Raw genomic sequence first — 13,181 nt, forward strand, 5'->3', positions numbered from 1 at the left:
GTCAGCGCGTGAAAGTGGCGCGGTAGCGCAGGCCGGATCTCATGTCAGCGCGTGAAAGTGGCGCGGTAGCGCAGGCCGGATCTCATGTCAGCGCGCGGAGGTGTCGCGGTAGCGCAGGCCGTCCATCAGCAGGTCGAGCATGCGGCTGGCCTGATCACGTTGCGCGGGCGCACCCGCGGCGAGGGACACCCCACCCATGCTGGCGAGCACGTCGACCGGTTCGATGTCCGACCGTACGGTTCCGGCGGCGGCACCGGCGTGAAGCAACATCGTGATCGCGGCGATCAGCCGGTCACGACTTTCCGCGTACGGATCCCCGCCCGACGCGATGACCACGCGCAACGCGTCGGCCATGCCGCGCTTGGTCGTCATGTAGTCGACGAAGTGATCCATCCAGGCACGCATCGCCTCGTCCGGCGGCATGGTCCGCAGGAGCTCCGCCGCGGCGTCGCACAACTTGGTGAGCTCGTTGCGGTACGCCGCCTCGATGAGCGCCTCACGGGTGGGGAAATGGCGGTAGAGCGTGCCGATGCCGACGCCCGCGTCCTTCGCGATCGCGTCGAGTGTCACGTCCGGCCCGTCATTGAAGAACGCGCGTACGGCGACGGCGAGCAACCGGTCGCGGTTGCGCTGCGCGTCGGCGCGCAGCGGTCGGGGGCCGGTGTCCGGCACGGTGTCTCCTCCTCGTCCGTCCATTCGGATGCCGTGGACGACCGTTCGACGTCGGGATGCGACTTGCTAAATGGAGGATACTCCGCTTACAGTCATACGTAGCGGAGGATCCTCCGTTTCACATCGTACCCGCTGGGCCTTCCATCCGCATTGTCACTCAAGACAGGCAGGATCATGACTGCGACCACACCTATCACCACGCCGTTCACCGCGCAGTCCACCGCCGCCGAGGTTGTGGACGGTATCGATCTCACCGGCCGCCGCGTCATCGTGACCGGTGGAGCGTCCGGCATCGGCATCGAGACCGCCCGTACGCTCGCCGGCGCGGGCGCCGAGGTGACCCTGGCGGTCCGCAACCTCGAGGCGGGCGAGCGCACCGCCGAGGACATCACCGCGACCACCGGCAACAAGCAGGTCCTCGTCGCACCCCTCGACCTTTCCGACCAGGCCTCCGTCGCGGCCTTCACCGCCGCCTGGGACGGCCCGCTGCACATCCTCATCAACAACGCCGGCGTGATGGCGTCACCCGAGACGCGCACCCCGGAGGGCTGGGAACTCCAGTTCGCCACCAACCACCTCGGCCACTTCGCGCTCGCCACGGGACTGCACCGGGCGCTCGCGGCGGCCGACGGCGCCCGCGTCGTGGCACTCAGTTCAAGCGCACACCTGCGCTCACCGATCGTCTTCGAGGACATCCACTTCCGGAACCGCGCGTACGAGCCGTGGCTCGCCTACGGGCAGTCCAAGACGGCCAACGTCCTGTTCGCGGTCAAGGCGAACAGGCTCTGGGCGAGCGACGGCATCACCGTCAACGCGGTGCACCCCGGCGGCATCCGGACCAACCTGCAGCGGCACGTCCCGCAGGAGGACATCGACCGGATGATCGCTCAGGCTGGAGTTGCGGCGAATCTCGCGTGGAAGACGCCCGAGCAGGGCGCCGCCACGTCCGTGCTGGTCGCGACGTCACCCCTTCTCGAAGGCGTCGGCGGCCGCTACTTCGAGGACTGCAACGAGGCGGAGCCGAACCAGGCGGGTAGCCGCCGGGGGGTCGCGGCGTACGCGCTCGACCCCGAGGCGGCCACGCGGCTCTGGCAGGTGTCCGTCGAGACGCTCGCCTCGTAACCGCATCGCCTTCCATCCGGCCGAGGCGACCCGTGTGACAACAACGCCATGGACGGCCTCGTGAGGATCTCCGCCATAATCCACGCCCTCGGCAGAGGTCGTTCCTTCAAACCCGGCCCGGTGACCATGGCCTTCCACCGGCGATGCCTGTCGGGCAGGGCTCGAAAACCCTCGCGTGCGCGCCCCGGCGTCGGCGGCGATGACATATGAGAATGCGGGAGCGGACGGCCGGGTCAGGCCCTGCTCTTCTTGGCGCTCTTGGAGTTCGACACGACACCCACGCAGACGACGGCCAGGACGAGCTGCACGATGAGCACGATCCACGTCTTGTCCTCGAAGCCCAGCAGGTAGGCGATACCCGAGCCGACAAAGGCGGCCACGATGCCCGAGATGATCGTGGCCACCATCCCGATCTCCTGGCGACCGGGGATCAGCAGCCGGCCGAGGCCACCGGTGATCGCCCCGACGATAATGGCGCTGATGATGAACATGATCATATTGATCTCCCTGTGAGGCGTGTTTCAACGGTTCAGGGAGACCTTAAAAGGCCTCTGTCGACACGCGCTTGACGGCGCATATACGCAGAACAGAACACCGTTTATGCGGCACCAGCCCCCGGAGGATCGCCTGCGCGGACCCGTCGGCCGTCACCTGAACCGGCGGAGAACCTCCAGAAAACGACTACCGGCCGATCGACAAGACCTGGGTGTACGGCGCCTGGCACCCCGGTGCGCCAGTAGTCAGCTCAGCCGAGTTCGTAGTCAAACCACATCCGATGGGTGCCATCGGCTTCGACCGTCAGCCCACCAGAACCGGTGATCCCGGTCAGCTGGCCAGTGCCGCTTGAAGGCACGATGGTGAAGAACTCGTCGGTGCGGTCGCTGCCGGAGGTCGTCGCCGAATGTGCGAAGTTGAAGGCCCCGTCGCGATCGTGCAGTGAACCCTCGAAGGACTCCATGGCCACATAGGTGCCAACGCCGCTTGTGTGGTCGAACGCAGAAGTGAAGAGGGTCGCCGAGCGGCCGACGATATCTCCCTCGAAGTGTTTCTCCATCGTCGCGACCCCCACCGCGACTCCGGTGGACACTGGCGGGGATGGCGCCAGCTCGGTCGGGGCGAAGGCTTTGACGGTAAACGTTCCGGAAGCTCTCATGGCACTGATGATATTGAGAGGGCCTGACAGTTCGGCATGGCGCAGCCAGAGCATCAGGCAGCCGATGGTGGCACCTGCGAGGTAGCGGCCGGCGAGTTGGTCGAAGCGGGTGGAGATGGCCTGCCACTGGTAGAGGTTCGATTCAGGCGAGAAATCATGCTCGTCGCCCTCTTGACGCCACGGTGACCGGCCAGCCAGCTCGAAGGAATCGACTCAACGAGACAGCGGACTTCCGAGCGGCGCTGGGGCCCGAATGCGTTATATGGCAAAAAGTCTTGATCATGATGAGGTCATATCCCATAGATGACCTTGTCTCTGGTTCGCGCCGGCCCAGTTCAACAGGCTGTCAACCATGACGAACCTGCTCACCCGCCTCCACTTTCACCGGGAAGCCCGCCGCGACCTGATGACCGCTCACCGCCCGCTGTTGTTGTGCGCGGCGGGCATGACCGTACTCACCGTATTCAGCGGCATCGGAATGGTGATCGACGAGCGCACCGTACTCGGCGAGCCGGTCTGGCTCAAGCCGTTCAAGTTCGCCGTCTCCTTCGCGCTGTACGCGGCCACGCTGGCGTGGATGCTGGGCAAAGTCCAGCGATGGCGGCGAACGCTCCGGTGGTTGGCCACGGTGGTCGTCCTGGGCTTCCTCCTCCCAGAGATCGCGGTCATCACCTTTCAGGCCGCGCGCGGTGTACGCAGCCACTTCAACTTCTCCACGCCGCTGGACGGGACCCTCTTCGCGATCATGGGTGGTGCGGCCTACCTGGGCTGGCTGACGACCTTCGCCGTGGGCGTCTTCCTCCTCTTCCAGCGCCGGCTCGACAGGGCGATGGCATGGGCGATTCCCCTCGGGATCGCCTTGTCCCTCGGCGGCATGTCGATCGGCTACCTGATGACCAGCCCAACCCCGGACCAGGCGGAAGTGCTCAGGAACGGGCTGGAACCGACCACGATCGGGGCCCACTCCATCGGCGGGTTCGACGGCGGCGCCACCATGCCGCTGACCGGATGGGCAACCGAGTCAGGCGACCTCCGCGTCGCGCACTTCGTCGGACTGCACGCCCTGCAGGCACTCCCCCTGATCGCGGTCGGACTCCGGCTGCTCGCACGCCGCTTCCCCGTCCTGCACGATATGACGACCCGCGCCGCCCTCGTGATCGTCGCCGCGCTCGGCTACGCCGGAGTCATCGGCCTCCTGCTGTGGCAGGCTCAGCGTGGCCAAGCCCTGACCCACCCGGACGGCCTGACGCTGACCGCCGCGGGAGCGCTCCTGGCCGCGATGACGGTAAGCGCGGCAATCATCGTGTCAGTACAGCAAGCTCGCCGTCTTTCCAGGACTACTGACCCATCGGTCACGTTGTCTCCGGAGATGTGCCGCCCGATTTAATCGGAGCTGGTTATGAGCCCTGCGGGCAATTTCGACCACCCATCCGGCAAGACCTCACCTGGATGGGTCACGCAGCCTGACGCTGGTGCCGCTGTAGCCGATCAACCCGGATATCGCTGGAAATGATCTTCCAGGCCCGTACTCAGAGCCGCTCGGGCAGGAGGGTGAACGCGCTTACATGCCGGGGACGTACGACGGTGAAATGACGACGATCGAGTGTGGCCACCTCAGCCAGCCCAAGCCTCTCGGCCACCGCGATCACGGAGGCATCAGCCGCACCCAATGGGAGATTGGCGTATATTTCGACCAAATCACTCATTCGATCCAGGTCTTCGTTGTTGAGGTCGATCAGAACCAGGCCAGTCTGGAAAGACCTCAGGAAAGCCGCTTCCGCTTTACTTCCCTGACGCTTCTCGATGAGCTGGCAGACTTCCGTGACAACCGTGACGGGAACGAGAAGCGGACCCGGGTGAGTCCTCAGAAGCCTGACGCAGAGTTCGTGATGGTTGTCTCGGATATTGACCGCTGCAACCAAAGGCCCTGAGTCAATGACGATCACGAAGAGTGATTGTCCTCCGAGCGCAAGATCTCTTCAGAGCGTTCCGCAAAATCCGGCTCGGCCTCAAGTGTTCCGATGAACGGCAGATCACGGACAATGGGCTGTTCGTCGAGCTGGTCCCGGACAAGACGGAGCAGTGGAGCCACCTTCTCCTCGGGCAGGCGGTCCACCAGGTGGTGAAGCTCCTCACGCATCACGCTCATGCATCGAGTGTAACCAGACACCACCTGAACACATACGGCCGAACACAAGCGCTCGACTCAAGCAACTCTGATCTTTCGCAAAGAGGGGTTGCCGGGCGCCCGCCCCGCGGCTAGGCGCCGGCGATCTCTTCGGGGGACAGGGCGGCGAGCGCCTGCAGGGCGCGCAGGAATCCACGCCGGTCTTCGGCGGAAAGGCGTGCCAGCAGGCGTTCTTCCCCGCGCCGGATGGCCGCCTGCGCGGAGTCGCGTACGCGGCGGCCTTCGGCGGTCAACGACAGGACACGGGCACGCCGGTCGGCGGGGTCGGGGGTCCGCTCGATGAGACCCCTGCGCTGAAGGTCGTCGAGGACTCCGATGATGCGTGTCTTGTCCGCACCGATGGACTCCGCGAGCGCGGCCTGGGTCCGCAGCGGCCGTTCGTCCAGCGCGAGCAGGACCGAGTAGGCCCACATCGACAGGCCGTGCTCGTGCAGCACGGGCAGCTCGGCGTCGATGAGCGCCCTGCTCAGCGGGCTGATCATCGCGGCCAGATCGGGGCGGTCTGTCACGGCAACGTATTATACGCATTGACAGATGATAAGCATCTGTAGATGATATGCGGAGGTTTATCAATGTGAGGAGTCGTTCATGGACGTTCGAGAACTGGACAGACGCGCGGTGCGCGCGAGCGTGGACATGGTCGCCAAGGTGACGACCGAGGACCTCGGCCGGCCGACGCCGTGCGCCGGCTGGACGCTGGCCGACCTGCTCGCCCACATGACCGCTCAGCACCGCGGCTTCGCCGCTGCGGCGGAGGGAGGCGGAGCCGATCTGGCCGTGTGGCAGGCCGAGCCGCTCGGTGCCGGTGCCGTTTCGGCCTACAGCGGCGCCGCCGAACGCGTGGTGACGGCCTTCGCGGAAGACGGTGTGCTGGAGCGAGCGTTCGCACTACCCGAGTTCGGGAGGGGGTTGACGTTTCCCGCGGCACAGGCCATCGGCTTTCACCTCATCGACTACCTGGTGCACGGCTGGGACGTCGCCCAATCACTCGGCGTCGAGTTCATCGCGGAGCCGGAGCTGGTGGAGGCCGCGTGGCCGATCGCCCAGGCGATCCCGGACGACGAGCGACGCCGTAGACCGGGCGCCGCGTTCCAGCCGAGTCTGGCCGTCCCCGAGGACGCGACCCGCTTCGATCTGATCCTCGCCATGCTCGGCCGCTCCCCGCGCGGCCATGGAGTCACGGTTCCGCAGACGTGGCCGCCGGCGTAGCGGTTGGAGTCCGGCAGCGACGCCGTGCCCGGGCCGGCCCTCGCGAGACGTACCGACCCTGCACCCTGAGGTCAAGCGGACGGAGGTCCCAGCAGGGACCAGCTCCGTTCATCCCCCCAGATCGAGGATGCGTCCACATACGGCCGCAGCAACGCGACGAGCTCCCCGTCGCCTCGATCGTCGAGTTCGTCCGACGCTATCTTCCGCGCTACTCCCGCAAGGAAATCGGCAACCTGAACCCGTGGATCCAGACGCGAGTCGACAAGCCTCAGAACGCTAATCAATAAGACCAAAAACCTCACGCCGACCACGTTTTCTCAGGATCCAGCCAGAAGCACGCTTATTGCACAGCAATCATTACGGAAATAGCACCAAAACTCTATCAACAGACCCAGATTTACGATAATAGGTTTTTGATCCGAGTGGGCCCTCGCCCCGAAGCTCTTCCGCCGGCCCGACCGCGACGACCGGCAGGCGCCCTGCCCGACCAACCCCCGGCCACCCACCGACGACAGGCGCCACGCGGTCATCACCTCGGCGCCGGAGCGCCCCACCGGCGCCGATGGTCCGCGGGCCGGAGCGCAAAGATCTCCACAGCCTTGAATCCGGGAAAGATAACCTCGCCGGTGTGCATATGAGGATCAGCCATCATCTTTCCCTTGTCCCGTCGGAGCCGAGACCGCCCACGCACCGACGAACCACCTCGGACACTTCGGCCTGACGGTCGGGCTGCACGGCGCTCTGACCGCCACCTGCGGCGACCTCCCAGCGCCTCACCATCAGGAGATGTAATGAACCCCACAAAATCCAGCGCCATCTCGCTACGTGTCAACGGCGAAACGCATTCACTCACGGTCGACAACCGCACCACCCTGCTCGACGCCCTGAGAGAGCACATTGATCTGACAGGGACGAAGAAGGGCTGCGACCAGGGGCAGTGCGGAGCCTGCACCGTGCTTCTCGACGGCCGGCGGGCCAACTCCTGCCTCCAGCTCGCGGTCGCCGCCGAGGGACGCGCGGTCACCACCATCGAGGGCATGGCCGACGGCGAGCGGCTGCATCCGGTGCAGCAGGCATTCCTCGACTTCGACGGTTACCAGTGCGGCTACTGCACGCCCGGTCAGGTCTGCTCCGCGGTCGCCGTGATCGAGGAGCACGCCGCGGGCTGGCCGAGCGCCGCCACGGCCGACATCCGGCCCGAGACGGGACCACCCCCACTCGACGACAACGAGATACGCGAACGGATGAGCGGCAACCTGTGCCGCTGCGGGGCGTACGTGTCGATCGTGCGCGCGGTCGCGGAAGCGGCGGCGCAGGCGGCGGCGGTGCGCGAATCCGCCGGCGACACGACTCCGGACGGCGGCTCCGGCAGCGGTACGGTCCCGGCCGGCGGCTCGGGCGCGCGGGTGACGGCATGAGAGAGTTCGGCTACATGCGCGCGACCGACGTGACCGAGGCGGTCTCCCTGCTCGCCACGGATCCCGAGGCCCGCTTCCTCGGCGGTGGCACCAACCTCGTCGATCTGATGAAGACCGGTGTGGAGAACCCCGCGCTACTGATCGACGTCCGCGAGCTCCCCCTTGACCGGATCGAGGTCGCGGACGACGGGGCCCTGAAGATCGGCGCGACCGTCACCAACAGCGACCTCGCCGCCGACCCCGAGGTCAGGCGCCGCTACCCCGCGCTGGCCCAGGCTGTGCTCGCGGGCGCGTCCGGCCAGTTGCGCAACATGGCCACCGTCGGCGGGAACCTGCTGCAGCGCACCCGCTGCGGCTACTTCGGCGACACGACCCAGCCGTGCAACAAGCGCGTGCCCGGCAGCGGTTGCCCGGCGCTCACGGGCGAGCACCACAACCACGCCATCCTCGACTGGTCCGAGCACTGCGTGGCCACTCACCCCTCGGACATGGGTGTGGCGCTCGCCGCCTTCGACGCCGTCGTCTCCGTCCACACCGCGGACGGACCCGCCGAGCTGCCCCTGTCGGAGTTCTACCTGCCGGTCGGCGACACCCCGCACCGCGAGACCGCGCTGCCGCCCGGCGCGCTGATCACCGGAGTGACCCTTCCAGCCGCTCCGGTGGCTGCCCGTTCCCGCTACCGAAAAGTACGGGAGCGCGCGTCCTACGCGTTCGCCAACGGCTCGATCGCGGCTGCCCTGGATGTCGAGGACGGCACCGTACGGGATGTCCGGCTCGCCTTCGGAGCGGTCGCGTCCCGCCCGTGGCGCGCGCGGAAGGCCGAGCAGGCGCTGACCGGCGGACCGGCGACGCCTGAGGCGTTCGCCGCCGCGGCCGACGCCGAACTGGCCGCGGCCAGACCCCTGACGCACAACGGGTACAAGGTGCCGCTGATCCGGAATCTGGTCGTCGCCATGCTGACCGAGCTCACACAGGAGGATGCCCGATGACCGCGCCGACCGTGTCCGCCCCATCCACCCCGATGGCCGTACCGAGCGTGTCCGCGGCGACCGCCGCCGCCGGTACGACCACCTCCCCCGCACCCACCCGTACCGCCGGCTCCTCCGGTGCCGTCGGCACCTCGCGCACCCGCCTGGAGGGCCGCGCCAAGGTCACCGGCGCCGCCCGCTACGCCGGGGAGGTCCCGTTCGCCGAACTCGCGTACGGCTGGCTGGCGACCTCGACCGTGGCCCGCGGCCGGATCCGTTCCATCGGCGCCGAACCCGTCCTCGCGATGCCCGGCGTGCTCGCCGTCCTGCACCACGAGAACGCGCCGCGCCTGAAGCCGGGGGTGGGCATGATGGGGCCCGACGCGACCCTGCAGATCCTGCAGGACGACCGCGTGCCGCACGTCGGCTGGCCGGTGGCGCTGGTGGTCGCGGAGACCCCGGAACAGGCCAGGGCGGCCGCCGAGGCGCTCGTCGTCACCTATGACGAGGAACCGCACGACGTCGGCTTCTCCTCGGGCCACCCCGGTTTGCACACGCCGGACGGGGGACCCCGGGCGCGGACGGATACGGAGAAGGGCGACATCGAGGCGGAGCTGGCCGCGTCCGCCGTGGTGGTGGACGAGGAGTACACCACGCCCGAGGAGTACCACACCGCGATGGAACCCCACGCCGCGGTGGCGCGATGGGAGGACGGCCGCCTGGAGGTGATCGACTCCAACCAGGGTTCCCACGCCGTCGCGCAGGATCTGGCCAAGCTGTTCTTCCTCGACGCGACCTCGGTACGGGTGCGGTCGGAGCACGTCGGCGGCGCCTTCGGGTCCAAGGGCCTGATGCGTCCGCACCTGATAGTCGCGGCGATGGCCGCCACCATGCTCGACCGTCCGGTCCGGGTCGTCCTCACCCGGCGGCAGCTGTTCTCGATGGTCGGGTTCCGGCCCGCGACGGCGCAGCGGATCCGGCTGGGCGCGGAGCCCGGCGGGCGGCTGCGGGCACTCGACCACGACGCCACCTCGTTCTCGTCCACCATCAACGAATACGTGGAGCAGAGCGCACAGCCCAGTCGCGTCGTATACGCCGCCGACGCGCTGCGCACCCGCACCAGGGTGGTACGGCTCGACGTGCCGACCCCGTCCTTCATGCGCGCTCCGGGCTGGGCTCCCGGCTCGTTCGCCATCGAGTCGGCGATGGACGAGCTCGCCGAGAAGACCGGGCTGGACCCGATCACGCTCCGCCTCCGCAACGAACCCGAGGTCGGACCCGCGTCCGGGCTGCCGTTCAGCAGCCGCAACCTCATCCCCTGTTTCGAGGAGGGAGCGCGCCGGTTCGGCTGGACGGACCGGGATCCGCGCCCCGGGACGCGCAGGGACGGGCGCTGGCTGCTCGGAACCGGTATGGCCGCCGCGGCCCACTCGGCGGGGACCGCCCCGTCCTCGGCATCCATCACCGCCGAGGCGGACGGCACCTTCACGGTACGGATCGCCGCGGCCGACATCGGGACCGGCGCCCGTACCGCGCTCACCCAGATCGCCGCCGACGCGCTGGAGACGCCCCTGAAGACGGTCCGGGTGAAGATCGCGGACAGCGACTTCGGGCCCGCGTTTCTCGCCGGAGGCTCCATGGGCACCGCTTCCTGGGCCTGGGCGGTCACCGAGGCGGCGGCCGCGCTACGGGAGAAACTGGCTCTCGTGGACCAGATCCCGGGGGAGGGGACAACGGCCCGGGCGGACACGACAGAGCTGGTCATGGCCATGCGGGGGCAGGAACGATATGCCTTCGGCGCCCAGTTCGCCGAGGTCGCGGTGGACGTGGCCAGCGGTGAGGTACGGGTACGGCGGATGCTCGGGACCTTCGCCGTGGGCCGGGTCGTCAACCCGCTGACCGCGCGCAGCCAGCTCATCGGCGGAATGATCATGGGACTGTCGATGGCGTTGCACGAGGAGGGGATCAGGGACACCGCGTCCGGCGGCCTGGTGAACGGCGATCTCGCGGGCTACCACGTGGCGTCCAACGCGGACGTGCCCGTCATCGAGGCCGGCTGGGTCGACGACCCGGACACCTACAACCCCACCGGGATCAAGGGCCTCGGCGAGATCGGAATCGTCGGGGTCGCGGCGGCCATCGCCAATGCCGTCTGGCACGCGACCGGCATACGCCACCGGAGCCTGCCCATCCGCCTCGACCGGGTGCTGACGGCCGGGACCGCGATCGAGAACAGCATCGGCGGCGGAGCGGTGACGTACTGACGGGCGGCCGTGACGTCCGCGCCGGTTCTCCGGCGCGGACGTCACACCGGCCGCGCTCACTGCTCAGCGGTACGAGAGCCGAGGTTCGCAGACGTCGGGCAGCCGTACGGCGGTAACCGCCGGCCGCATCGGGGTCACCGTGCCCGACATATCTGGAGACCTGCGGGTGACGGTCCTCCCGGCGGCGAACGGCCGGCTCTCTCCGAGCCCTGTGCAGGTGATCGAGCAGAACCGTCCCGACGGATTCCGGATGTTCGACAGCGAGATGCCCGGTGCCGCGAGCCACGGCGCACGAGGGTGTGGTCCGGCGGCGGGAGGTCAGCGCTGGATGGACTTGGTCTCGAGGAACTCCTCGATGCCGTAGCGGCCGAACTCCCGGCCGTTGCCCGACTGCTTGTATCCGCCGAACGGTGCGAGCGGATTCCACTGGGCACCGTTGATGTCGACCTGACCGGTACGCAGCCGCCGGGCGATCGCGAGCACGCGATCCTCGCTGCCGAACACGGCGCCGGTGAGCCCGTACACGGTGCTGTTGGCGATCTCGACGGCCTGGTCCTCGTCGACGTACGGGATGATCGTCAAGACGGGGCCGAAGATCTCCTCTTGGGCGATCACGGCGTCCGGGGCGACGTCGGTGAAGATCGTCGGTCGTGCGTAAGCACCCGTGTGCAGCCCGTCGGGCTTGCCGGGCCCGCCGAACGCGAGGGTGGCGCCGTCGGCGATGCCCTTCTGGATGTAGCCGTCGACCCGATGGCGCTGCGCCTCCGAGGCCATGGGGCCGATGTGGGTGGCCTCGTCGGTCGGGTCGCCGACGGTGTACTCGGCGGCGGCCGCCACGGCCAGTTCGACGATCTCGTCGTGCCGCGACGCCGGAACGAGCATTCGCGGCCACCCGCCGCAGACCTGGCCGCCGTTGGCGAAGGCGTTGCCCACCCCGAGCCGGATGGCCAGGGCGAGGTCGGCATCGTCGAGGATCACGTTGGCGGATTTGCCGCCGAGCTCCAGCAGACCCCACCGTGGTAGCGGCAGACGACCGTAGGAATGTTCTCCTGATCCGTGGATCCCCACCCACCCACCCCCGATCCCAGGATCGACAGTGCATGGATACGGCGTGCCGGACCTGCGACGCTTGGCACCGTGAGGAAACACTCCTGACCAGGGAATTGTTGTGAGCATGTGTCGATGACCGACCTTGCGGCGCCGCCCGGTGCGGGCAACCGCCTCGGCCCGTTCACCGGCGGCCCCACCGGGAGTCGAGGCCGACGCCCGCCTCCGGAGGCCGGCCTGTGCCGAATTCGCCATCGTCTGAACGTGGGAAAGGAGAACGGAACCATGGACCGGCCCCGACTCGCCGACTTCCTGCGCACCCGCAGGGAGGCGCTGCAACCCGAGGACGTGGGGCTCCCCCGTGGCAGGCGGCGGCGTACCGGCGGGCTGCGCCGCGAGGAGGTCGCCGTGCTGTCCGACATGTCGATCGACTACTACAGCAGGCTGGAACAGCAGCGCGGGCCGCACCCGTCGGAGCAGATGCTCGCCTCGCTCGCCCGCGGTCTGCGTCTCTCCCTTGAGGAACGCGACCACATGTTCCGCCTCGCTGGCTACGCCACCCCGCAACGGGCCCTGCGCACCGACCACCTGACCCCGGGGATGATGCGCATCTTCGACGGGCTCGAAGACGCCGCCGCCCAGGTCGTGACCTATCTCGGGGAGACGCTGAAGCAGACCCGGTTGTCAAAGGCACTGGTCGGCGACGAGGGCCTGCACACCGGGTTGGCGCGCAGCCTGCACTACCGGTGGTTCACCGACCCCGCCACCCGGTTGATCTACCCCGAGGACGACCACCCGGCCCACAGCAGGCTGATCACGGCAGACCTGCACCGCGTGTACACGCGTGACAGCAAGGACCCCCGCGCGGCCGCGATCGTCGATGCCCTGCTCGCCAAGAGCCCCGAATTCGCCGGAATCTGGCGCGAGCACCCGGTCGCGGGCCCGTACTGCGCTCCCAAACGCGTCCAGCACCCCCAGCTCGGCCTGCTCGAACTGCACTGCCAGATCCTGGTCGACCCCGACCAGTCCCAGTTGCTGCTGGTCCACACCGCATCACCGGGTAGCGAGAGCTACGAAAAACTCCAACTGCTGTCCGTCATCGGCCACGAGCACGGCTGACGCCCTGGTCAGGCGGTAGAT

The 13,181-nt window shown here is 68.2% G+C and carries 14 protein-coding genes; 7 read left to right on the forward strand and 7 right to left on the reverse strand.

Annotated elements, in window-relative coordinates:
• Positions 1-87: 87 nt before the first annotated feature.
• Positions 88-672: a TetR/AcrR family transcriptional regulator gene (locus CHC08_RS20040; RefSeq protein ID WP_218825387.1), complete on the reverse strand. Its 585-nt coding sequence runs from the start codon at positions 670-672 to the stop codon at positions 88-90.
• A gap of 174 nt (positions 673-846) precedes the next feature.
• On the opposite strand from CHC08_RS20040, the gene CHC08_RS20045 reads away from it, so the two are divergent.
• Positions 847-1,794 (forward strand): SDR family NAD(P)-dependent oxidoreductase, encoded by a 948-nt coding sequence (locus tag CHC08_RS20045; RefSeq protein WP_089208863.1) that lies wholly within the window; start codon positions 847-849, stop codon positions 1,792-1,794.
• Positions 1,795-2,027: 233 nt separating this feature from the next.
• On the opposite strand, the gene CHC08_RS20050 is transcribed toward CHC08_RS20045, so the two are convergent.
• Complete coding sequence (locus CHC08_RS20050; RefSeq protein ID WP_089208864.1) at positions 2,028-2,291, reverse strand: GlsB/YeaQ/YmgE family stress response membrane protein; 264 nt, start codon at positions 2,289-2,291, stop codon at positions 2,028-2,030.
• A gap of 248 nt (positions 2,292-2,539) precedes the next feature.
• Complete coding sequence (locus CHC08_RS20055; RefSeq protein WP_218825388.1) at positions 2,540-3,001, reverse strand: DUF3224 domain-containing protein; 462 nt, start codon at positions 2,999-3,001, stop codon at positions 2,540-2,542.
• Positions 3,002-3,299: 298 nt separating this feature from the next.
• On the opposite strand from CHC08_RS20055, the gene CHC08_RS20060 reads away from it, so the two are divergent.
• Positions 3,300-4,334 (forward strand): hypothetical protein, encoded by a 1,035-nt coding sequence (locus CHC08_RS20060; RefSeq protein ID WP_089208866.1) that lies wholly within the window; start codon positions 3,300-3,302, stop codon positions 4,332-4,334.
• Between the two features lie 142 nt (positions 4,335-4,476).
• Here the strand turns inward: CHC08_RS20060 and CHC08_RS20065 are convergent, their stop codons facing one another.
• From CHC08_RS20065 to CHC08_RS20075, 3 genes are all read right to left on the reverse strand, one after another.
• Positions 4,477-4,893, reverse strand: coding sequence for a type II toxin-antitoxin system VapC family toxin (locus CHC08_RS20065; RefSeq protein ID WP_089208867.1), 417 nt, complete (start codon positions 4,891-4,893; stop codon positions 4,477-4,479).
• Complete coding sequence (locus tag CHC08_RS20070) at positions 4,890-5,096, reverse strand: hypothetical protein (protein WP_089208868.1); 207 nt, start codon at positions 5,094-5,096, stop codon at positions 4,890-4,892. Before CHC08_RS20070 ends, CHC08_RS20065 begins: the two co-directional genes overlap by 4 nt.
• A gap of 110 nt (positions 5,097-5,206) precedes the next feature.
• A complete protein-coding gene (locus tag CHC08_RS20075) occupies positions 5,207-5,644 on the reverse strand; it encodes a MarR family winged helix-turn-helix transcriptional regulator (protein ID WP_218825389.1) in 438 nt (145 codons plus the stop codon).
• Positions 5,645-5,723: 79 nt separating this feature from the next.
• Here CHC08_RS20075 and CHC08_RS20080 point away from each other — a divergent pair, with 79 nt between their 5' ends.
• The 4 genes from CHC08_RS20080 (at position 5,724) to CHC08_RS20100 (ending at position 10,994) form a co-directional block, all read left to right on the forward strand.
• A complete protein-coding gene (locus tag CHC08_RS20080) occupies positions 5,724-6,344 on the forward strand; it encodes a TIGR03086 family metal-binding protein (protein WP_089208869.1) in 621 nt (206 codons plus the stop codon).
• A gap of 791 nt (positions 6,345-7,135) precedes the next feature.
• Positions 7,136-7,762: a 2Fe-2S iron-sulfur cluster-binding protein gene (locus CHC08_RS20090; protein WP_089208870.1), complete on the forward strand. Its 627-nt coding sequence runs from the start codon at positions 7,136-7,138 to the stop codon at positions 7,760-7,762.
• A complete protein-coding gene (locus CHC08_RS20095) occupies positions 7,759-8,751 on the forward strand; it encodes an FAD binding domain-containing protein (RefSeq protein ID WP_089208871.1) in 993 nt (330 codons plus the stop codon). Before CHC08_RS20090 ends, CHC08_RS20095 begins: the two co-directional genes overlap by 4 nt.
• A complete protein-coding gene (locus tag CHC08_RS20100) occupies positions 8,748-10,994 on the forward strand; it encodes a xanthine dehydrogenase family protein molybdopterin-binding subunit (RefSeq protein ID WP_245878430.1) in 2,247 nt (748 codons plus the stop codon). The genes CHC08_RS20095 and CHC08_RS20100 overlap by 4 nt, the downstream gene beginning before the upstream one ends.
• Positions 10,995-11,312: 318 nt before the next feature.
• Here the strand turns inward: CHC08_RS20100 and CHC08_RS20105 are convergent, their stop codons facing one another.
• Positions 11,313-12,062 (reverse strand): aldehyde dehydrogenase family protein, encoded by a 750-nt coding sequence (locus CHC08_RS20105; RefSeq protein WP_245878431.1) that lies wholly within the window; start codon positions 12,060-12,062, stop codon positions 11,313-11,315.
• A 264-nt stretch (positions 12,063-12,326) separates the two neighbouring features.
• Between CHC08_RS20105 and CHC08_RS20110 the strand changes: the two genes are divergently transcribed.
• Positions 12,327-13,160: a helix-turn-helix transcriptional regulator gene (locus tag CHC08_RS20110; RefSeq protein ID WP_089208873.1), complete on the forward strand. Its 834-nt coding sequence runs from the start codon at positions 12,327-12,329 to the stop codon at positions 13,158-13,160.
• The last annotated feature ends 21 nt before the right edge of the window (positions 13,161-13,181 follow it).

It is taken from the genome of Streptosporangium subroseum (assembly GCF_900188345.1).
In the GTDB taxonomy this organism is placed as follows: domain Bacteria; phylum Actinomycetota; class Actinomycetes; order Streptosporangiales; family Streptosporangiaceae; genus Streptosporangium; species Streptosporangium subroseum.